The organism is Streptomyces olivochromogenes (assembly GCF_001514115.1).
GTDB classification, from domain to species: Bacteria; Actinomycetota; Actinomycetes; order Streptomycetales; family Streptomycetaceae; genus Streptomyces; species Streptomyces olivochromogenes.
Genome location: NZ_KQ948469.1, coordinates 88,732 through 108,291, shown reverse-complemented (window position 1 = coordinate 108,291; position 19,560 = coordinate 88,732). Strand labels below are relative to the sequence as shown.

Sequence of the window (19,560 nt, the reverse complement as noted above, 5' to 3'; positions counted from 1 at the left end):
GCACCCCAACTCCCTCTCGAACAGGAGACGACCCACCTCATGAACCCAGCCGCCCGCTTCACCAACCGCGTAGCCGTCGTCACCGGCGCCGCGTCGGGCATCGGCGCGGCCACCGCGGCACGCCTCGCCGCGGAGGGCGCGGCCGTCGTCCTGGTCGACATCGCCGCCGAACGCGGCGAGGAAGCCGCCGCGCGGCTGCGCAAGGACGGGGCCCGGACCCTCTTCGTCGCCGCCGACGTCGCGAGCGAGGACGACTGGCAGCGGGTGATCACCGCCGCCCACAGCTTCGGACCCGTGGGCGTCCTGGTCAGCAACGCGTACACGGTGGCGGTCGCACCGGTCCACGAGACCAGCCTCGCCTCCTGGGAACGGCAGCTCTCGGTCAACCTCACCGGCGCCTTCCTGGGCGTCAGGGCGGCCCTGCCCGACCTGCGCGAGCACCAGGGGGCCGTGGTGCTCGTCTCCTCCGTCCACGCCCACCGGGGGATCCCCGGTCACCCGGCGTACGCGGCGAGCAAGGGAGCGCTGCTGTCGCTGTGCGGTCAGCTCGCCGTCGAGTACGGCCCCGGCGTCCGCGTCAACGCCGTACTGCCGGGTCCGATCCTGACCGCCGCCTGGGACCGGGTCCCGCAGGCCGAGCGTGAGCTCAGCGTCGCCGAGACCGCGGCCCGCCGCTTCGGCACCCCCGAGGAAGTCGCCGCCGCCGTCGCCTTCCTCGCCGCCGACGAAGCCTCCTACATCACCGGATCGAGCCTGCTCGTGGACGGCGGCTGGAGCGTCAGTAAGGCCTCCGCATGACGGGACCGACCGCTCCAACCACCGTCCGACCAGCAAGAAAGGCAAACACATGACGCCATACGCGCGCCGCGGAGTGCACGGCCAGACCGTGGAGACCCTTGCCCGCCGGGTGCTCAGCGGCGAGATCGCCGAGGGAGCGACGCTCGACATGGCGGCCCTGCAGAGCGAACTGGACGTCAGCCTGACCGCCCTGCGCGAATCGCTCAAGGTGCTTGCGGCCAAGGGCATGGTCGACGCCCGGCAGAAGCGCGGCACGTTCGTGCGGCCCCGCTCCGACTGGAACCTGCTCGACGCCGACGTGCTGCGCTGGCAGTTCTCCGAGAGCGACGGCACCGGCGCCGACCCCGCGCTGCTCCGCAACCTCGGCGAGGTGCGCGGCATCATCGAACCCGCCGCCGTGCGGCTGGCCGCGGCCCGCCGCACCGACGCCGACCTCGAGGCGCTGGAGGCGGCACTGACCGCGATGGGCCAGGAGGGCGGCGCGAGCGACGCCGTCGAGGCCGACCTCGCCTTCCATCGGGCGCTGCTCGCGGCCACCCACAACGAACTGCTGGAACGCATGGAGATGGTCATCGAGTCGGGCCTGGCCCAGCGCGACCGGCTCGTGCACAGCGCCCCCCACAGCGAGGACCCGGTCCCCAGCCACCGAGCCGTCCTCGACGCCGTGCGCGACCGGGACCCCGACGGCGCGGAACACGCCATGCGCGCCCTGCTCGACCAGGCGACGCGCGACCTCGACAAACTCAGCGGTCCGTCCGCGCCCGTGGGCGCGGACGGCTCCACCGACGCGAAGGACGGCCAGGCACAGTGAAGATCGCGCGCGTCGAGACCTTTCTCGTCCCGCCCCGGTGGCTGTTCTGCCGCATCGAGACCGACGACGGCGTCGTCGGCTGGGGCGAGCCGGTGGTGGAGGGCCGGGCCGAGGTCGTCCGGTCGGCCGTCGAGGTGCTGGCGGAGTACCTGGTGGGCCAGGACCCGCTGCGCATCCAGGACCACTGGCAGGTACTGAGCAAGGGCGGCTTCTACCGGGGCGGCCCCGTCCTCTCCAGCGCCGTCGCCGGAATCGACCAGGCCCTGTGGGACATCGCGGGCCGCGCCCTCGGGGTGCCGGTGCACACCCTGCTCGGCGGCCCGGTCCGCGACACCGTCCGGGTGTACGCCTGGGTCGGCGGCGACGAACCCGCGCGGCTCAAGGAGGAGGTCACCGCCCAGGTGGAGGCCGGCTTCACCGCCGTCAAGATGAACGCGGCCGGGCGCACCCCGCCGATCGGCAGCCCCGCCGAGACGGCTGCCGTCGTCGAGCGCGTGGCGGCCGCCCGCGAGGCCCTGGGCCCGCACCGGGACGTCGCCGTCGACTTCCACGGCCGCTTCAGCGCCGCCAACGCGAGGCGCGTACTCCACGAGATGGCCCCGCTGCACCCGCTGTTCGTCGAGGAACCCGTCCTGCCCGAGCAGGCGCACCTGCTGCCCGGCCTGGTCGCCGCCTCGTCCGTGCCGCTGGCCACCGGCGAACGGCTCTACGGACGGGCCGACTTCCTCCCGGTGCTGACCGCGGGCGTCGCCGTCGCCCAGCCGGACCTGTCGCACGCCGGCGGGATATCGGAGGTCACCCGGATCGCCTCGCTCGCCGAGACCTTCGGGGCCCACCTGGCGCCGCACTGCCCGCTCGGTCCCATCGCGCTGGCCGCCAGCCTCCAAGTCGCCTTCGCCACGCCCAACTTCCTGATCCAGGAGCAGAGCCGGGGCATCCACTACAACAAGGACGCCGACCTGCTGTCCTACCTGGTCGACACCGAGCCCTTCCGCTTCGTGGACGGCCAGGCACACCGCACCGCACTGCCCGGACTCGGCATCGCCGTCGACGAGGACGCGGTCCGCGCGGCCGACCGGTCCGGCCACGCCTGGCGCAACCCCGTCTGGCGCCACGCCGACGGCTCCTTCGCCGAATGGTGAGCGCCGCGCGGTTGCCCGTCCGCGTCGCCACCGACCCGGACCACGGCGGACGCTGGACGTCGCTGACCGCCGGTGGCCGCGAGTGGCTGTGGCACCGCGACGAGCCCCGCCGCCGTACGGTCCGGCCCGGTGACCCCTTCGCCGACGCCGGCGGCCTGGAGGAGTGCGTGCCCACCGTGCGCGGGCTGCCCGACCACGGGGACACCTGGTCGCGGCCCTGGCAAAGGGCGGGGGAGGAGGACGTCGCGGAGTGTCCCGACTTCCGCCTGACCCGGCGCATCGGTGAGCGAGGGGACGCGGTCGTCGCCGACTACACGCTCGCCGCCGAGCCCGGCTACCGCTTCGTGTGGGCCGCCCACGCCCTGCTGGACCTCTCCCCGGCCGCCCGGATCGGCGTCGTCGGACCGGCGGTGACCCGGCTCTACCCGGACGAGGGCGACCGCTGGGTCGCCGGCAACTGGCCCAGCGTCGACGGCGTGGCGCTGGACCGGCTCGGCCCGGACGACGGGAGCGCCGTCGGGGCGGTCGTCCTCACCTCCCGGGTGTCCGTGCACGACGGCGCCGACACGTTGTACCTGTCCGTCGAGGCCGACGGGCAGCCCGTCGCGGTCGCCCTCTGGCGCAACCTCGGCGGTTTCCCCCGGGGCGCGCCGTACCGCTCGATCGGCGTCGAGCCGATGCTCGGCCGCGTCTTCGACCGCGCCGCGGCGGGCGACGACGACACCGCCGTCGTGCCGCCGACCGGCGAGGTCACCTGGCGGCTCACCGTCACCGCGACCCGCCGCACCTGAACCCCCGTCACCAGAAGGGACGTCGGATGAACCTGCTCGCCGCGCTGCGCGCCCACCGGCTGCTCGCCATCGTCCGCGGCAGCGACCCGGACGCCGCGCTGACCACCGTGCTCACCCTCGCCGAGGAGGGCGTCACCCTCATCGAGGTCTCCCTCTCCGGGCGCGACGCGCTCGACGTCATCGCGCGGGCCCGCGCCGCGCTCGGCCCCGACGCGACGCTCGGCGCCGGAACCGTGCTCAGCTCCGACGACGCCCGGGCCGCCCAGAAGGCCGGCGCCGCCTTCCTCGTCACCCCGGGGGTAAGCGACGGCATCGCCACCGGGCGGGAACTCGAACTCCCCGTGCTCGCCGGGGTGATGACGCCCACCGACATCCTCCAGGCGCAGCGGCTCGGAGCCGACGCCCTCAAGCTCTTCCCGGCAGGCAGCGCCGGGGGCCCCGGCTATCTGCGGGACCTGCGCGGACCCTTCCCGGACCTGCCCTTCGTACCCGTCGGGGGAGTGGACGCGGCGGCGGCCGCCGACTACCTGCGCGAGGGAGCCATCGCCGTCGGCGTCGGATCGCCCCTGATCGGCGACGCCGCCGAGGGCGGAGATCTCACCGCCCTGCGTGAGCGCGCCCGCACCTTCCTGGACGTCGTCCGAGCGGACGCCCGCCCGTGAGGGCCCCCGCGGTCCTGGGGACCGACCGCCTCGAACTCGGCGAGGGCATCCGCTGGACGGACGGCCGCGCCGTGCTGACCGACATCCTCACCGGCCGGCTGCTCGCCGTGCCCGACGGACCCGACGCGCCACTCGCCCCGATCACCCAGCTGCCCTGCCCGCTGGGCGCCGTGGCACCGGTGGAGGGGCACCCCGGCCACTGGATCGCGGCGGCGGGCCCCGGCATCTGCCGCATCGACCCCGAGGGCCGCGTCGACTGGATCGCGCGCCCCGAGGAGAGCGCACCCGAGCCGATGCGGATGAACGACGGCGTCGCCGACCCGCACGGCCGCTTCTGGGCAGGCAGCATGGCGTACGAGGCCACCCAGGACGCGGGCTCCCTCTACCGCCTGGACCGCGACGGCCGCGTCACCCGCGTCCTGCGGGACGTCACGATCCCCAACGGCCCGGCCTTCAGCGCCGACGGCACCGTCATGTACCTCGCCGACAGCGCCCGGGGCATCATCCGCCGCTATCCGGTCGACCCCGTGAGCGGCGACCCGGGCACCCCCGAACCCTTCGTCACCCTCGACTCCGGCAGCCCCGACGGCATGACCACCGACATCGAGGGCTGCGTGTGGACCGCCGTCTGGGGCACCGGGCAGGTCCACCGCTACCGCCCCGACGGGGGCCTCGACCGGATCGTCGACCTGCCCGCCGGGCAGCCCGCGGGACTCTGCCTGGGCGGCCCCGACGGCCGTACGCTCCTCGTCACCAGCGCGCACATCGGCCTGCCCGTCCCGGGACCCCTCGACGGCGCCGTCTTCGCGCTCCAGGTCGACGTTCCCGGCGCCCCGGCCGCCCCGTACCGCCCGGCGGCCCCCTCCGTTCCGGCCCCGGCGGACCGCGCCGACACACCCTAGGAAGCCCACCATGAGCACCCACCGGCCACTGCGCCCCGGTCCCGTGGTCTGCGTCGGCGAGACCATGGCCGCCCTCGCCCCCGACCCCCTCGGGCCGTTGGACGGCGCCGACCTGCTGCGTGTCGACATCGCGGGCGCCGAGTCGAACGTCGCCCTCTACCTGGCTGACCACGGCATTCCCGCCCGCTGGGTCTCCGCGGTCGGCGACGACCCCTTCGGCCGTCGCGTCCGCGCCCGGATCGCCGCTGGAGGCGTCGACGTGAGCGGCGTCCGCACCGACCCGCAGCGGCCCACCGGACTGCTGCTGAAGGACCCGGGCCCGCGCGGGCGCGGCACCCGCGTCCATTACCACCGCGCCGGATCCGCCGCCTCGGCCCTCACCCCCGACGTGCTCGACGATCCGGCGGTGGCGGGCGCCGCGCTCGTCCACCTCAGCGGCATCACCCCCGCCCTGTCGCCCGGCTGCCGCGCCCTCGTCGAACGCGCGCTGCGCCCCGACCGCCCGTGGCCCGTCAGCTTCGATGTCAACCACCGCCCCGCGCTGTGGGACGGCCGCTCCGCCGCCGACGTGCTGCGGCGGCTCGCGGACCGGGCCGACATCGTGCTCGTCGGCCTCGACGAGGCCCAGGCCCTGTGGGGGGACGGGATCACCGACGCCGAACGGGTCCGCGATCTCCTGTCCGGCCCGCGCGTGCTCGTCGTGAAGGACGGGGACCGCGCCGCCACCGCCTTCGTCGGGGCCGCCGCCCACAGCGTGCCCGCCCTGAAGGTGCGCGTCGCCGAACCCGTCGGCGCGGGCGACGCCTTCGCCGCCGGATTCCTCAGCGGCCTGCTGCGGCAACTGCCCGTGAACCGCGCCCTGCGGCTGGGCCATCTGACCGCGGCCTCGGCGCTGAGGGTCGCCGCCGACCACGGCCCGCTGCCGGACCCCGCCCTCGTAGCGGCGCTCCTGGACGCCGACGAGGAGACCTGGCGGGCCGCCGTGATCGACTGATTCCTCCGGACGGGACCGTCAGGGGTGCTTCGAGCGCAAGGGCTCAGCGCCGGTTGTCGTCCTGACGCTCCGCCACCGCGGACACTTCCTCGGCGGCGGATTCCTCTTCGTGGGACAGCTCCTCTTCGTGGGCCAGGCGGTATGCCACGGCGAGTCCCCAGGGGACACCGAGGAGGAGGACGAGGGCGAGGCCCAGAACGAGGGGAGCCGGGCGTGCGGCACCGACACCCACACACATGACGGCCACGACGACGCAGGTGCGGGACAGGGGCCGGTAGAGCCCGCGGTGCAGGTGCCAGACGCGCAAGGAGGCCGCGAGCACCATCGTCGCGCAGAGCACGACGGCAGCGCCCCCGCAGAGCACCCAGGCCGTGGCGGCGGGAGTCCGGCTGTCGTGGGCGTGCTCGACGAGGCCGACCATCGCGGCGCCCATGGCGGCCACCGCGGCCGTGAGCGGCATGTGAACCAGCATCCACTGCACGGTGCTCGCACGGGTGGGCCGCGGCCGCCGGTGCCCGGCGAAGTCGAAGTACGTCCACCAGGCACCGAAGCCGATGACGACGGCGACGAGCCCGACGGCGAGGGTGAGCGCGTTGGTCGGCTCGTGGGCCAGTCCGTCGACGACCCCGGTCACGGTCTCGCCGAGCACGATGATGATGAACAGCCCGAACCGTTCGGTGAGCGCGGCGGTCACGCTGAGCGCGACCGCCTGTACCGGGGTGGCCGTACCGATCATGACCGCGAACCCCGCCAGGTAGGCGACGGCCAGAAGGCCCCACGTCAGCACGCGGACGTCCGCGGGCAGAGCGGCGCTCGCGGCCAGGACGACCGCGCAGGCTGCCGTCCCGGTCACGAACAACCTGCTGGGGCGGCGGAATTCGGGGCTGTCACCGCGCGCGGCGAGCAGCCACAACACCGCCAGCACCGCGAACAGCACCCCCGCGGTCACGGCGAAGGCGACTCCGCGCGCGCCGCCTGCCCCGGGGATGAACGCGCCCAGCGGGACGAGCACGAGGATCTGCAACAGGAACATGCTCCGGCCGCGGGCATCCTCGTGCCCGTGCAGTTCGTGGTGGAGGGTGCCGTTGAACCAGGCGATCCACACCAGCGCGAACACCGCGGCGAACAGACCCAGACCGTGCCAGTCGAGGTCCCCGGCCAAGTGGTGGGCGGCCTGGGCGACCAGCACGACCACGACCAGGTCGTAGAACAGTTCGAGCGGGCCGACCACGCGCTCGCGCGGCTGCTCGCCATGGGCGCGCGGAGGCTGCCACAGCTGACGGCGCAGCCGGGTCCACTGCTCGTGTCGTGAGGTCATGTCGGCAGCGTAGAGCTCTAGCGGACGAGAGCTTCGGACACGGCCCACAGCCGGGCAGCGTTCTCCGGGTCCAGGGCGTACGGCGCGACACCGGCGACGGCACCGGCCCGCTCGGCGACCGGCTCGGACTGCGCACAGTCCTCGAAATAGCGGCCGGTGATGCCCTCCACCGACGGTGAGGCGGCCAACAGCACCGAGGTCGCGGCACCCTGCTCCACGGTCTTCTGCGGTGGCAGTGCGAGTTCGCCCGAGGCGATGAAGTCGGCGACCTGCTGCATGTCCATGTGCCGGGCCAGGGACGTGTCCGCGATGTTGCCCGGCATCAGTGCGTTGGCGGTGATGCCGTCGCCGGCCCATCGCTCGGCGGCACCGACGGCGAACAGGACGTTGGCGGTCTTCGACTGCCCGTAGGAGGTCCAGGGGTCGTAGGGGCGGTAGCGGTAGTCGAGGTCGTCGAAGACGACGGGGGAGAAGAGGTGGCCGATCGAGGCGACCGAGACGATCCGGGCGCCGTTCGCCGCCGCGAGTGCCGGGTGGAGCCCGACGGCGAGGGCGAAGTGGCCCAGGTGGTTGACGGCGAACTGCGTCTCCCGACCGTCAGGTGTGCGGATGAGTTCCGGCGGGGCCATCACTCCGGCGTTGTTGACCAGGATGTCCAACGGGCCGTGCCAGGCCGCCACGAACGCGGCGACCGTCGACCGGTCGGCCAGGTCGAGCCGCCCCACTGTCAACTGCCCTGATTTGGAGGGCAGTTCAGCCTCCAGGCGCGCCACTACGCGGGCACCCGCGTCGGTGTCCCGCACGGCCAGGGTGACGTCGGCGCCCGCCGCGGCGAGCGCCCGGGCCGTCTCCACCCCGATTCCGGAACTGGCCCCGGTCACCACGGCCCGGCGGCCGTGCAGGTCGACACCGTCGATTACCTCGGCGGCGGTTGTGTTTGCCCCGAAGATGTGGGGCGTCTGAGGCACGGACATGAGGTGAGTCTCCTGACGTGAGTTTCTTGAGCTTCTTGAATGACTTGAGAAGGCCGGGGGCCGCGAGGTGTGAGGCTCAGTCGCCGATCGCGTTCGGCGCCTCGCCGACGGGGGCCCAGGCGTGCGTGTCGCCCACCGACGTGACGCGGCCGAACACGTCGTCCGTGAAGTGCCCGGCGGCGATCACCGTGTCCGGCCGCCGGAGCACGTGGTCGCGCACCGCTCGGGCCTGGTCCGGAGCGACGTCGGAGGAGAACACCAGATCGGGGTCGCCGACCTGAGCCGGGGAGTGAAGGATGTCTCCCACGATGTAGGCGGATTCGGTGCTGCCACCCGACGGATCCCGTACGACGATCGCCAGATGCCCGGGGGTGTGCCCGGGTGTCGCCTCGACGGTCACCCCGGGCGCGATGCTGTCGCCGCTCCTGACGAACTCGACGACGCCGTCGAGCGGCTTGAGCACTGCCTCGGCGTCCGGGCCGCCCATGGCCGCCGCCCTCGTCGACCAGTACTGCCACTCGTCCTCCGACATGAGATGGCGTGCCCGGGCGAAGGTGAGGCCTGTGGGTGAATCCGTCGTGGGCCCGTTCGGGAGCGGCGCGACATCACTGGTCCAGCCGACGTGGTCGAGGTGCAGATGGGTGAACACCACCGTGTCGATGTCGTCGGCGGACAGCCCTTCCTCGGCGAGGTTCCGCAGCAGCGCACCGCCCTTGAGCTGAGCGACGCCGGGCACGTCCGCGTCGATCTCTCCGACGGCCAGATCCACGAGAATCCTCTGGTCCCCGGCGCATATCAGGAAGGATCCGAACGAGAGGATGAGCTGCCCGTCTTCGAGGAACCCGGGGCGCGTCGTCCAGTCCACGCCCGGGAACAGGACGTCTGGATTGTGTGAGCCGAAACCGTCGGGGAGATAGGTGATCGTCGTTGTGCCGATGGTGATGCGGGACCGTATGGCCGGCTGGGGCATGGGGGGCCTTTCGAGACACGAGGGCTTGGCACTGTGAGTGGGGGCGGGGGTCTTCTGGGCCCGCGAGGGCATCTTGTGAGGCGCAGGCCGGCTCTCAGCCGTTGAGCGTCCCCATCAGCTCGGGTGCGTAGCGGTCGCCGGTGACCACGCCGTGCGGGGCGACCGCCTCGATCGCGGCGATGTCGTCGGTGGTGAGAGTCACCTCGGTCGCGGCGACGTTCTCCTCGAGGTAGGGGCGGCGCTTGGTGCCGGGGATGGCGATGGCGCCCTGGTGCAGGACCCAGGCGAGCGCCAGCTGGGAGGGCGTGACGTTCTTGTCGGACGCGATGCGGCGGACCTCGCGAACGACGTCCAGGTTGCGGTCGAAGTTCTCGCCCTGGAACCGGGGGTCGGTACGCCGCCAGTCGTCCTCGGCGAAGTCGTCGGGGCTGGTGATCGCGCCGGACAGGAAGCCGCGCCCCAGCGGGGAGTAGGCGACCAGGCCGATTCCCAGCTCCTGCAGCGTGTCGCGCACCCCGTCCTGTTCGATGCCGCGCTCGAAGAGCGAGTACTCGGTCTGGACGGCGGTGAGCGGGTGCACGGCGTGGGCACGCCGGATGGTCTTCGCGGAGGCCTCGCTCAGGCCGATGTGGCCGACCTTGCCCTCGGCGACCAGTCCGGACAGCGCCCCGACGGTCTCCTCGATGGGCACGTTGGGGTCGATGCGGTGCAGGTAGTACAGGTCGACGTGGTCGGTGCCCAGGTGCCGCAACGAGCGCTCGAGGGCTCGGCGGACGTACTCGGGCCGGCCGTTGAGGCCGAGCGCGCGGCCGTCGTCGGTGATCTCGACGCCGGTCTTGGTGGCGACCACGGCGACATCCCGGCGCCCTGCCAGCGCCTTGCCGAGGAGCTGCTCGTTGACGAAGGGGCCGTAGCTCTCGGCGGTGTCCAGCAGGGTGACGCCGAGCTCCAGCGCGCGGTCGATGGTGGCCAGCGACTCGGTCTCGTCGGTGGCGCCGTAGAACGCGCTCATACCCATGCAGCCGAGGCCCTGGGCTCCGACGGTCAGGCCCTGGCTGCCCAGTGCGCGGTGTTCCATCAGGGTTCCTTCCGTAACTAACTGGATAGATACATTACCGTAGACCCGCGGGTGGCCGATGTCAATAACTAGATAGTTACTTGCTAGAGTGGCACGTATGCCACGGGACTCCAGTGCCACCAAGGCCCGGCTGCTCGACGCCGCCTTCACCGAATTCGCCGCCTACGGCATCGCCGGTGCCCGAGTGGACCGCATCGCGGAGTCCGCGGGGGCGAACAAGCGGTTGATCTACGCCTACTTCGGCAACAAGGAGCAGTTGTTCGACGAGGTGTTGCGACGGGCGATGACGGCGGGAGCCGAGTCGGTGCCGTTCGACGTCGAGGACCTGCCCGGATACGCCGGCGCGATCTTCGACCACCTCGTCGCCCGGCCGGACCTGATGCGCCTACGCCTATGGAAACTGCTGGAGCGCCCCGCCGCCACCGGACTCGAACCGGACGCCTTCCGGCGCAAGGCCGGTGAAGTGGCCGACGCGCAGCAGCGTGGCGAGCTCGCCCAGGGGATGGAGCCCGCCGATCTCCTGACCATGGTTCTCGCCGCGGCCCAGGCGTGGTTCTGGGCCGCCGAGGACATCGGCCCCGAGGAGGTCAGCCGGTCCTGGTCGCCGCAGCGGCTGGCCCTGCACCGCTCGGCGGTCGTCGAGGCAGCCCGCCGGATGAGCGAGCCGAAGGCCGCCGGCGAGTAGCGGCCTCGGGGGCACGCTCGCCCGGCGTGCTCATGGGCACGCACGCCCGGCGTATGGCGGTCGCGGGTAGTCGCGGGCTGCCTCGGGCGGGTACTGGCTGGTTCTGGCGACTGTCCTGACCGGGTCCGCCCTGGGCCGGGAGGCCGTGACCACGTGCAGGTTCGACTTTCTGCGCGACATGCGCGACATGCACGACGACGTCAGCAATGACCGCCTCATCTCACCGCCGCACCGCCTCACCGCGACCTCGCGGTGCCGTGCGGGCGGTCTGCGCCAGGAGATCCGCCCCGGCTCAGTCGCCTCATCGCCTGTCCAGCTCGGGCGGCGGGACGATCTGCCGCTTGAGGATCTTGCCGGTCGGTCCCTTCGGCAGCGCGTCCGTGATCCAGACCTTCCGCGGATACTTGTAGGCGGCGACCTGATGCTTGACGTATTCACGCAGTTCCTCGGCCGTCGTTCGGGCGCCCGGCTTGAGAACGACCGCCGCACCGACCTCCTCACCGAGATCGGAGCTGGGGAGGCCGATGACCGCGGCGTCGGCGACCGCCGGATGCTCGTACAGCACGTCTTCGACCTCGCGGGGGTACACGTTGTAGCCGCCCCGAATGATCACGTCCTTCGTCCGTCCGATGATCCAGAAATACCCGTCCTGGTCGACCCGACCGATGTCGCCGGTGTACAACCAACCGTCACGGATCGCGGCGGCGGTCTCCTCGGGGCGTTGCCAGTACCGCTTCATCACGTTGTGCCCGCGGATCGTGATCTCGCCGCTTTCCCCTTGCGGTACCTCCGTGCCGTTGGCGACCACGCGCATCTCGACGCCCCGGATCGGGGTGCCGACCGAACCGGGCTTGGGTCCGGACTGCAAGGTGTTGAACGAGGCGATGGGCGAGGTCTCCGACAGCCCGTACCCTTCGAGCACGGCGCAGTCGAACGCGGTCTGGAAGTCGTGCAGCACCTGGACCGGCATCGCCGCGCCGCCGGTGAGGGACACGCGTAGCCGGGAGACGGGATACGCGTCCCGGTCGGGCTCCCGCACCAGTCTGCTGAACACCGTCGGCACCCCGGCGAAGACGGTCACCCCGTGCTCGCCGAGGATTCCCAGTGCCTTCCCGGCGTCGAAGCGCGGCAGCAGGGTGAGGCACGCGCCGGAGCCGACGGCGGCGTTGAGGGTGCAGGTCTGTCCGAACGCGTGGAACAGGGGCAGCCCACCGAAGATCACGTCGTCGGCGGTGAGCTGGACCAGTTCGCGGGCGATGTCGCAGTTGCGGGTGAGGTTGGCGTGGGTCAGTTCGGCGCCCTTCGGCTGACCGGTCGTTCCCGAGGTGTAGAGAATCACCGCGGTGTCGTCCTCGTGCAGGTCGGCCACGTCCTCGACGGATGGGGCGGACGCGAGCAGAGAATCGAATGCGCCGGTACTGACGACGACCACCTCGGCCTCGGCCTGCTGCGCACCGGCCCGTGCCTCGTCGGCGAAGGCGTGCCAGGCGAACAGGAGCCGGGCGCCTGAGTCGCCGAGGTAGTAGGCGACCTCGCGGGACTTGAGCAGGGGGTTCATCGGGACGACGATGCCGCCGGCCCGGAGTACGCCGAAGTACGCGAGGGCGAACTCGGGGACGTTGGGCAGCATGATCGCCACTCGGTCCCCGGGCTTCACGCCATGGCGGTCGAGCAGTCCGGCCATGTGGGCGCTGCCCTGGTCGAGCGTGCGATAGGACACGACGGCGTCCTCGAGACGGAGCGCCGCGCGATCCGGATGAGTCCGGGCGCTGCGCACCAAGCGGGATGCGAGGTTCATGTCAGCTCCTCTCCTCGACTTTATGGGTCTTTCGGCCGCGCAGCCCCTCGAGTACCTCGGCTCGAACCCTCCTTCGCGTCAGCCCCCCCATGAAACCCACCGGTGATCCCGTCACTGGCGACGGCAGCACGCAGCTTCTCCGTCACCGGGGATGACGGAGCCGGGGCCGGTGTCAGCGGCCCTGCCAGTGCGGTGAGCGCCTCTCGGCGAAGGCATGGGCGCCCTCCTGCGCGTCGTGGGACGCCAGGACCGGTGCGACGATCCGGTCCTGCTCGGCAAACGCGTCCTCGTCGCTGAACGCTCGCCGTTCGTTGACGACGCGTTTGATGGCTGTCACGGCCAGGGGCGCGTTGTGCGCGATGCTCGTGGCCAGTGCCATGGCCCGCTGCAGGGCCTGACCCGGTTCTGTGAGGTGGTTGACCAGGCCCAACCGCTCGGCGCGTTCGGCGGGCAGAGGCTCGCCGGTCAGCAGTAGCTCCAGGGCGATGTTGCGCGGGATGCGCTCGGGCAGGCGAACCATGCCGCCTTCGGGGGGCACGATGCCGTAGTGGACCTCGGTCTGACCGAATGTGGCGTTCCGCGCGGCGACGATCATGTCGCAGGCGAGCGCCATCTCGGTTCCGCCGCCCAGCGCGTAGCCCTCGACGGCGGCGATGAGCGGGGTCTTGATCCGGGCGCGGGTGATGCCGGCGAAGCCCCGTCCTTCGACGATGGGCTTGTCTCCGGCCGCGAAGGCCTTGAGGTCCATACCGGCGCTGAAGACGCCGCCGGCACCGGTGAGGATGCCGACCAGAAGGTCGTCACGGGACTCCAGGTGATCGACGGCAGCCGCGAGGGCCCTGGCGGTGGCCCCGTCGATGGCGTTGCGAGCCTGCGGCCGGTCGATCGTGATCACGAAGATGCCGTCGTTCTCCTCAGTTCGTACGGTCGGCGTGTCGTTGCCCGTAGTCATGATGATGTTTCCCTTCTTCCGTCGCGTTGCTGAACCGGTGGCTTCAGGCGACTGCTTCGGCTTTGCGCAGCTCCTCGATTCCGGCGGCGTCGAAGCCGAGGTCGCGGAGTACGGACTCGGTGTGTTCGCCAAGGTCGGGGGCCGGGCCCGGACGGACCTTCTGTTCCTGGTCCAGTCGGACGGGGCTGTCGACGGTCAGGTGCGGGTCGTCGCTGCCGTCGTCGATCGGCACGAACACCCGGTTGGCGAGGAGCTGGGGGTCCTGGGCGCACTCCTCGAGCGTCTGGACGACCCCGTACGTGAGGCCCGCGGCGTCGAGCACCTCGCGCCACTCGGCCAGGGAACGAGTCGCGAAGGTCTTGTCCAGCACGGCGACGATCTCGGCGGCGTGGGCGCGGCGGCTCGGGGTGTCGGCGTAGTGCGGGTTCTCCGCTGCCTCGGGATGACCGATGGCCTTGAGGAAGAGCGGGACCTGCTTGTTCTCGTTGGCGAAGCCGAGGACGATCCAGCGGTCGTCCGCCGTGCGGTACATGTTCACGAGTGCGTTGGGCGGGTCGGACCGGTCGATGGGGCGGGGAGGCTTCGCACCGACCAGTACGGCTTGCAGCCACATGCTCGCCGCCCAAGCGCCCTCGGCGAGCAGCGAGGCCGTGACGCGTGCGCCCTGGCCGGTCTTCTCCCTCCGGTACAACGCGGTCATGATCCCGGCGAACAGGGTGATCGCCGTGGAGTGATCGCCCGATCCGAACGCGTTCGTGGCCGGCGCCACGTCCCTTTGGCGTGTGAGGTCCATCAGGCCACTGCGCGCCCAGTACGCCGTCACGTCGAAGCCGGGCAGATGCGCATCCGGACCTTCCTCGCCGAAGCCGGTGACATCGGCGTAGACCAGCCGGGGATTGAGGGGGGCCAGAGCGTCGTATTCCAGGCCCAGCTTCTCGCGCGTCCGCGGCGGGAAGTTCGTCACCAGCACATCGGCCCACCGCACCAGACTCTCGAGTACGGGCCGGGCGCTGGGTGACTTGAGGTTGAGCGCGATGCTGCGCTTGTTGCGGTTGTCCAGCTGCCAGGGGTAGTTGACCCCTTCGACCTGGGGGTTGGGAGGGATGCGGCTGAGCGAACGGTATGCGTCGCCCGTGTGCGGCGGTTCCACCTTGACGACGTCGGCGCCGAAGTCACCGAGGACGGTGGCCGCGGCGGGGCCGGCAATGAAACTGGCGAGATCGACGACGTGCAGTCCCTCCAGGAGGGGTGTGCTGCTCATGACTACTCCTTGTCCTCAGTGGGGTCGCATGCGGTGCCCGGGGTTGACCCGCTGTCACAGGGCGCCGCGATACACACCGGGGTCAGTGGCTCGGCGCCATGGGCACGAAGGCGTTGTAGCCGGTGATGTCGCGGCCGACGATCAGCGCCTGCACGGTGTCGGTGCCCTCGTACGTGTCGATCGCCTCGATGTCACACAGGTGCCGGGCGACGTGGTAGTCGAGCAGGATGCCGTTGCCACCGAGCATGTCGCGGGCGTCGGCGAGGATGGCACGGGCTCGTTCGGTGTAGTGCATCTTGGCCAGCGCGACCCGGGGCATCGAGTACTCGCCCTCGTCCAGGAGCTGGCTGAGCCGGAACTGCATGCACAGCATGTCGGTGATGTCCGCCAGCATCCGGGAGAGCCGGTACTGGACGAGCTGGAAGGCGGCCAGCGGCATTCCGAACTGCTTGCGCTGCTTGGCGTAGGCCAGAGCCGTCTCGTAGCCCGCGACGGCGGCGCCGATCGACTCCCAGGCGACGCAGAAGCGCGAGGCCAGCAGGACTTTCTCGGTGTCGCGGAAGGTTTTCACGTTCGCCAGCCTGTTCTCGGCGGGCACCCGGACGTCGGTGAGGGAGATCTGCGCGTTCTGGACACAGCGCAGAGCCGTCTTGCCCTTGATGACCTGGGCGTCGAACCCGGGTGTGCCCGTTTCGACCACGTAGCCGCCCACATGCCCGTCGTCGCCGCGGGCCCAGATGATCACGTAGTCGGCGAGGGTCGTGTTGCCGATCCACCTCTTGTAGCCGTTGAGGACGTAGGAGTCACCGTCCCGGCGCGCGGTCGTCTCCAGCTTGACGACGTCGGTGCCGTGCGCGGGCTCGGTCAGGCCGAAGGCGCCGATCTTCTCCAGACGTGCCATCGGCGGCAGGAAGCGCTCCTTCTGCTCCTCGGAGCCGAGCAGTCCGATCGACGTCATGGCCAGGGCCGAGTGGACCCCCATGAACGTCGACATGCTCAGATCGCCCCGGGCCAGTTCGAGGATCACCAGGCCGGCCGTCAGGTTGCTCATCCCGGGGCAGCCGTGGCCGGCGATCTGAAAGCCCGCGATGTTCAGCTGTGCCAGCTTGGGCACCAGCTCGAAGGGGAACTCCGCTCGCTCCCAATACGGGTTGATGATCGGGGTGACCTCCTGGTCCATGAACTCGCGGACCTTCTTCCGAAGGGCCCGTTGCTCGTCGGTGATCAGGTTGTCCAGCAGGTAGTAGTCGGAGTGCTCCGGTCCGCCGAGTACCGGCGGCTCCACCCCGGACAGCTTTCCGTTGCCGCTCGGGGAAGCGCCGTTCGGCACGGTCTGGCCCGGGTCGACCGCTGAGCTCTGTGTCGGCTTCATGTTCCGCTCCTTCAGATCGAGGATCCGATGGCGTCAGTACGTACGACGCTAGGTGGGAGCAGAGGCGTAGCCACTGGGCGCGGAATACTACGTTTCCGGCCAATTTGGTGTTCTTATTCCAATGTGCCTCGGCAAGTCCCTGTGCGCCTGCCTTGCGGCACGGCACGGCAGGGTGAGGTCCGGACAACGCCCCGGCCCGGATGCGGCGGACGGCGGCGCGTTCACGCGCTCGATCGCTACGTGCTGGAGCTCTTCGGCGGGGTTTCACCGAACTTCCGTCCATCAACAGCACCTGGTGGGGCTCAAAGAAGCCGATCGTTCGCGATGCGGCAAGGTCGTCCAGCCGCGATGGCTTCGCGCTGGACCTTGGTGAGGGCGGAGTACGTGCGGTACGGGGGTGACCAGGACAGACCGGACCGGGGCGAGCGATCGAACTCCCGCTTCCTGACCTCATGCGGACCTCCGCTTCTCCGGAGACTGCCTGAGCCCGTCTTGCGCTGAGATCTGACAACGGCGATTTGTTGACCGATTGGACCACATCATGTTTGGATAGTGGTCCAATCGGTCAACAAACCTGGTGGCTCCCTCGGGATCGACGTCTTCCGTTTCGAGGACGGCCTGGTGGTGGGGCACTGGGACGTCCTGCAGGACGAGGTGGCCGCGCAGGACACCGTCGCGGGCAACCCCATGTTCACCAACCCTCAGGCCGGCCGGCGGGCCTGACTCGGAGACGTGATGGCTCGGGTGCCCCGTGCACGCCGAACGCGCGCCACGGGCGATCGCCGCAGGAACATCGACACGCAGGCAGCGTCACTCACCACGGAGGCCTACCCATGACGAACCTATTGGATCTTGTTCTTGAGGCCCATGGCGGCCTCCGGCGGTGGCAAGAAGCGAGAACCATCCATGCCAAGGGGTCCCTGGGCGGGCTCCTGTGGACCCTCCGCGGTCAGCAGGGAATCCTCGCCACGGCCGACATGACCGTTGACGTGCAGCAGCAGCGCGTGGTCTTCGAGGGCTTCACCGACCCGGAACTGCGCGGTGTGTTCACGCCCGGCCGAGTCGCGATCGAGAGGCGGGACGGCGAGGTCGTGGCCGAGCGGACGTCCCCACGGGAAGCCTTCTCCGGCCACGGCCCGGACACCCCCTGGGATCAGCTCCATGTGCTGTACTTCGCGGGCTATGCCATGTGGAACTACCTCACGGCTCCCTACCTGCTGACGCGCCCTGGCGTTGCAGTGGAGGAACTGGAGCCCTGGCAGGAAGCCGGCGAGAACTGGCGACGGCTGCGGGCGACCTTCCCTGACGCTCTCGCGACACACGCCAGGGAACAGATCTTCTACTACAACACCGCCGGGCTGCTGCGCCGTCATGACTACGCAGCCGACGTACTCGGCGGCGCGCCCGCTGCGCATCTGTGCGAGAAGCACGCAACGGTATCGGGACTGGTCTTCCCAACGCACCGGTACGTCCTGCCCGTTCAGGAGGATGCGCGGGTCCTGCCCGAGCCGGTCCTCGTCACCATCGATCTCAGCGAGATCTCTGTTGCCTGACCACGCTGCCTGACCGTGACACGAGTACACCCCTGCTCCGGCTTCGCCGAAGCGCGGTTAGCCATTCATCGCCAACCTGGCATGTGTTCCCCGGCCGGGGGAGGGGGCTGAGCGGTGCCCGACGGGAAGTTGCCCTCGGTCAAGCCCCGCTTACCCCAGGCTCATGTCCGTGCGTCAAGGATCAGGTCAGGTTGGTCCGGATGTCGTCAGCTACACCGGTTACCCCCTGCGGGAGGCGGGAAGGAGGATACGTAGTCACATGCCAGGCCGGATGGTCTCGGCGGCGAGCGACTCGACCTGCCCGCCGGTTCTCCTTGCCCCGCACTGAAAACGGCGTCAGCGCTCTGCCCACCGCGCCTTGCCTGTCGGCCCGCGCAAGCACTCTCGCCGGGCATTGATTCCATGAGGGAGTACAGACCATGGCACAGGAAACCGCACGCCCCGCCGACGCCTCCGGGGTCTACCGCCTCGGCGGCGACCTGCCCGTCAACCGGCTCGGCTACGGTGCGATGCAGCTGACGGGTCCCGGAGTGTGGGGGGAGCCGAAGGATCCCGAGGAGGCCGTGCGGGTGCTGCGCCGGGCCGCCGAGCTGGGTGTGAACTTCATCGACACCGCAGATTCCTACGGCCCGTTCGTCAGCGAGCAGCTCATCCGCAAGGCGCTGCACCCGTACCCCCAGAGCTTGGTGATCGCGACCAAGGGCGGCCTGTCCCGTTCGGGCCCGGATGACTGGCGCGCGCTCGGGCGCCCCGAGTACCTGCGGCAGCAGACCGAACTGAGCCTGCGCCACCTGGGTGTGGAGCGGATCGACCTCTACCAACTGCACCGGATCGACCCCAAGGTCCCGCTGGCCGACCAGGTCGGCGAGCTGTTCCTGCTGCAGCAGGAGGGCAAGATCCGCCACATCGGCCTGTCCGAGGTGACCGTGGAGCAGATCGAGGAAGCCCGGAAGATCGCGGGCATCGTCTCCGTGCAGAACCTGTACAACCTGGCCGATCGCAGTGCCGAGGACGTCCTGGAGTACGCCGAGCGGGAGAACCTGGGCTTCATCCCGTGGTTCCCGATGGCCACCGGCCAACTGGCGCGCCCGGGCGGCCCGCTGGACTCTCTCGCCAAGGAGCTCGGCGCCAGCCCTTCCCAGTTGGCCCTGGCCTGGCTGCTGCGGCGCTCCCCGGTGATGCTGCCCATTCCGGGCACCTCCCGCGTGGCTCACCTGGAGGAGAACATCCAGGCCGCGCGGGTCGCTTTGTCCGACGCCCAGTTCCAGGCACTCGGCCAGGCCGTCTGACCACCTGATCTGTGCGCCGCACTCATCGGGCTCCCGGGAAAGTCGACCCGAGCGGGCGAAGGCTGCGACCGGTGTCGCCGGATCTCGTGGTGGGGGTCAGGTGGAGCGGTTGCAGAGTTCGTCGACGTATGTGCGCGCGTCTGCTTCGGACAGTGTCCAGGGCAGGAAGATGGCTCTGTAGATGATGGGGGCCACCAGCAGGTCGATGAT

General features: G+C 70.8%; 19 protein-coding genes. 11 read left to right on the top strand and 8 right to left on the bottom strand.

What is annotated here, in order from left to right:
• Positions 1-39: 39 nt before the first annotated feature.
• Genes AQJ27_RS38400 through AQJ27_RS38370 form a run of 7 tightly spaced genes read left to right on the top strand, consistent with a single transcriptional unit; the run spans position 40 to position 6,100 of the window.
• On the top strand, positions 40-798 hold the full coding sequence (locus tag AQJ27_RS38400) for an SDR family NAD(P)-dependent oxidoreductase (protein ID WP_067379417.1): 759 nt from the start codon (positions 40-42) through the stop codon (positions 796-798).
• A gap of 49 nt (positions 799-847) precedes the next feature.
• Positions 848-1,609: a FadR/GntR family transcriptional regulator gene (locus tag AQJ27_RS38395; protein ID WP_067379415.1), complete on the top strand. Its 762-nt coding sequence runs from the start codon at positions 848-850 to the stop codon at positions 1,607-1,609.
• Positions 1,606-2,751 carry a galactonate dehydratase gene (gene dgoD, locus AQJ27_RS38390; protein WP_067379406.1) on the top strand — a complete coding sequence of 382 codons (1,146 nt, stop codon included), beginning with the start codon at positions 1,606-1,608 and terminating at the stop codon, positions 2,749-2,751. The genes AQJ27_RS38395 and dgoD overlap by 4 nt, the downstream gene beginning before the upstream one ends.
• A complete protein-coding gene (locus AQJ27_RS38385; RefSeq protein ID WP_067379403.1) occupies positions 2,745-3,542 on the top strand; it encodes a hypothetical protein in 798 nt (265 codons plus the stop codon). The genes dgoD and AQJ27_RS38385 overlap by 7 nt, the downstream gene beginning before the upstream one ends.
• A 26-nt stretch (positions 3,543-3,568) precedes the next feature.
• The gene (locus tag AQJ27_RS38380) at positions 3,569-4,204 is read left to right on the top strand and encodes a bifunctional 4-hydroxy-2-oxoglutarate aldolase/2-dehydro-3-deoxy-phosphogluconate aldolase (RefSeq protein WP_067379400.1); all 636 of its coding nucleotides are present in this window, start codon (positions 3,569-3,571) and stop codon (positions 4,202-4,204) included.
• The gene (locus AQJ27_RS38375) at positions 4,201-5,106 is read left to right on the top strand and encodes an SMP-30/gluconolactonase/LRE family protein (protein WP_067379396.1); all 906 of its coding nucleotides are present in this window, start codon (positions 4,201-4,203) and stop codon (positions 5,104-5,106) included. Before AQJ27_RS38380 ends, AQJ27_RS38375 begins: the two co-directional genes overlap by 4 nt.
• Positions 5,107-5,116: 10 nt before the next feature.
• Complete coding sequence (locus AQJ27_RS38370) at positions 5,117-6,100, top strand: sugar kinase (protein ID WP_067379393.1); 984 nt, start codon at positions 5,117-5,119, stop codon at positions 6,098-6,100.
• A 43-nt stretch (positions 6,101-6,143) separates the two neighbouring features.
• Here the strand turns inward: AQJ27_RS38370 and AQJ27_RS38365 are convergent, their stop codons facing one another.
• The 4 genes from AQJ27_RS38365 to AQJ27_RS38350 all read right to left on the bottom strand — a co-directional run bounded on the left by AQJ27_RS38365 (position 6,144) and on the right by AQJ27_RS38350 (position 10,440).
• Complete coding sequence (locus AQJ27_RS38365; RefSeq protein ID WP_079065553.1) at positions 6,144-7,418, bottom strand: low temperature requirement protein A; 1,275 nt, start codon at positions 7,416-7,418, stop codon at positions 6,144-6,146.
• A 17-nt stretch (positions 7,419-7,435) separates the two neighbouring features.
• Complete coding sequence (locus AQJ27_RS38360) at positions 7,436-8,392, bottom strand: SDR family NAD(P)-dependent oxidoreductase (protein ID WP_067379391.1); 957 nt, start codon at positions 8,390-8,392, stop codon at positions 7,436-7,438.
• Between the two features lie 76 nt (positions 8,393-8,468).
• Positions 8,469-9,362, bottom strand: coding sequence for an MBL fold metallo-hydrolase (locus AQJ27_RS38355; protein ID WP_067379388.1), 894 nt, complete (start codon positions 9,360-9,362; stop codon positions 8,469-8,471).
• 94 nt (positions 9,363-9,456) lie between these two features.
• On the bottom strand, positions 9,457-10,440 hold the full coding sequence (locus AQJ27_RS38350) for an aldo/keto reductase (protein ID WP_067379385.1): 984 nt from the start codon (positions 10,438-10,440) through the stop codon (positions 9,457-9,459).
• Positions 10,441-10,537: 97 nt separating this feature from the next.
• Between AQJ27_RS38350 and AQJ27_RS38345 the strand changes: the two genes are divergently transcribed.
• Positions 10,538-11,125, top strand: coding sequence for a TetR/AcrR family transcriptional regulator (locus tag AQJ27_RS38345; RefSeq protein ID WP_067379382.1), 588 nt, complete (start codon positions 10,538-10,540; stop codon positions 11,123-11,125).
• A 301-nt stretch (positions 11,126-11,426) separates the two neighbouring features.
• Here the strand turns inward: AQJ27_RS38345 and AQJ27_RS38340 are convergent, their stop codons facing one another.
• From AQJ27_RS38340 to AQJ27_RS38325, 4 genes are all read right to left on the bottom strand, one after another.
• Complete coding sequence (locus tag AQJ27_RS38340) at positions 11,427-12,923, bottom strand: long-chain-fatty-acid--CoA ligase (RefSeq protein WP_067379379.1); 1,497 nt, start codon at positions 12,921-12,923, stop codon at positions 11,427-11,429.
• Positions 12,924-13,095: 172 nt separating this feature from the next.
• A complete protein-coding gene (locus AQJ27_RS38335; RefSeq protein ID WP_067379376.1) occupies positions 13,096-13,875 on the bottom strand; it encodes a crotonase/enoyl-CoA hydratase family protein in 780 nt (259 codons plus the stop codon).
• Positions 13,876-13,918: 43 nt separating this feature from the next.
• On the bottom strand, positions 13,919-15,136 hold the full coding sequence (locus AQJ27_RS38330; protein ID WP_067379375.1) for a CaiB/BaiF CoA transferase family protein: 1,218 nt from the start codon (positions 15,134-15,136) through the stop codon (positions 13,919-13,921).
• Between the two features lie 82 nt (positions 15,137-15,218).
• Positions 15,219-16,508, bottom strand: a complete 1,290-nt coding sequence (locus AQJ27_RS38325; protein ID WP_079065552.1) for an acyl-CoA dehydrogenase family protein — start codon at positions 16,506-16,508, stop codon at positions 15,219-15,221.
• A 552-nt stretch (positions 16,509-17,060) separates the two neighbouring features.
• On the opposite strand from AQJ27_RS38325, the gene AQJ27_RS56705 reads away from it, so the two are divergent.
• The 3 genes from AQJ27_RS56705 to AQJ27_RS38315 all read left to right on the top strand — a co-directional run bounded on the left by AQJ27_RS56705 (position 17,061) and on the right by AQJ27_RS38315 (position 19,350).
• The gene (locus AQJ27_RS56705; protein WP_201264415.1) at positions 17,061-17,231 is read left to right on the top strand and encodes a hypothetical protein; all 171 of its coding nucleotides are present in this window, start codon (positions 17,061-17,063) and stop codon (positions 17,229-17,231) included.
• 110 nt (positions 17,232-17,341) lie between these two features.
• The gene (locus AQJ27_RS38320) at positions 17,342-18,061 is read left to right on the top strand and encodes a hypothetical protein (protein WP_067379370.1); all 720 of its coding nucleotides are present in this window, start codon (positions 17,342-17,344) and stop codon (positions 18,059-18,061) included.
• 419 nt (positions 18,062-18,480) lie between these two features.
• On the top strand, positions 18,481-19,350 hold the full coding sequence (locus AQJ27_RS38315) for an aldo/keto reductase (RefSeq protein WP_067379368.1): 870 nt from the start codon (positions 18,481-18,483) through the stop codon (positions 19,348-19,350).
• Positions 19,351-19,560 lie beyond the last annotated feature (210 nt).

Coding starts and splice junctions, on each gene's coding strand:
- AQJ27_RS38350 (WP_067379385.1), bottom strand. CDS start 10,440: ATGGAACACCGCGCACTGGGCAGCCAGGGCCTGACCGTCGGAGCCCAG.
- AQJ27_RS38400 (WP_067379417.1), top strand. CDS start 40: ATGAACCCAGCCGCCCGCTTCACCAACCGCGTAGCCGTCGTCACCGGC.
- AQJ27_RS38345 (WP_067379382.1), top strand. CDS start 10,538: ATGCCACGGGACTCCAGTGCCACCAAGGCCCGGCTGCTCGACGCCGCC.
- AQJ27_RS38360 (WP_067379391.1), bottom strand. CDS start 8,392: ATGTCCGTGCCTCAGACGCCCCACATCTTCGGGGCAAACACAACCGCC.
- AQJ27_RS38355 (WP_067379388.1), bottom strand. CDS start 9,362: ATGCCCCAGCCGGCCATACGGTCCCGCATCACCATCGGCACAACGACG.
- AQJ27_RS38320 (WP_067379370.1), top strand. CDS start 17,342: ATGACGAACCTATTGGATCTTGTTCTTGAGGCCCATGGCGGCCTCCGG.
- AQJ27_RS38335 (WP_067379376.1), bottom strand. CDS start 13,875: ATGACTACGGGCAACGACACGCCGACCGTACGAACTGAGGAGAACGAC.
- AQJ27_RS38330 (WP_067379375.1), bottom strand. CDS start 15,136: ATGAGCAGCACACCCCTCCTGGAGGGACTGCACGTCGTCGATCTCGCC.
- AQJ27_RS38315 (WP_067379368.1), top strand. CDS start 18,481: ATGGCACAGGAAACCGCACGCCCCGCCGACGCCTCCGGGGTCTACCGC.
- AQJ27_RS38370 (WP_067379393.1), top strand. CDS start 5,117: ATGAGCACCCACCGGCCACTGCGCCCCGGTCCCGTGGTCTGCGTCGGC.
- AQJ27_RS38325 (WP_079065552.1), bottom strand. CDS start 16,508: ATGAAGCCGACACAGAGCTCAGCGGTCGACCCGGGCCAGACCGTGCCG.
- AQJ27_RS38380 (WP_067379400.1), top strand. CDS start 3,569: ATGAACCTGCTCGCCGCGCTGCGCGCCCACCGGCTGCTCGCCATCGTC.
- AQJ27_RS38340 (WP_067379379.1), bottom strand. CDS start 12,923: ATGAACCTCGCATCCCGCTTGGTGCGCAGCGCCCGGACTCATCCGGAT.
- AQJ27_RS38365 (WP_079065553.1), bottom strand. CDS start 7,418: ATGACCTCACGACACGAGCAGTGGACCCGGCTGCGCCGTCAGCTGTGG.
- AQJ27_RS38395 (WP_067379415.1), top strand. CDS start 848: ATGACGCCATACGCGCGCCGCGGAGTGCACGGCCAGACCGTGGAGACC.
- AQJ27_RS38385 (WP_067379403.1), top strand. CDS start 2,745: ATGGTGAGCGCCGCGCGGTTGCCCGTCCGCGTCGCCACCGACCCGGAC.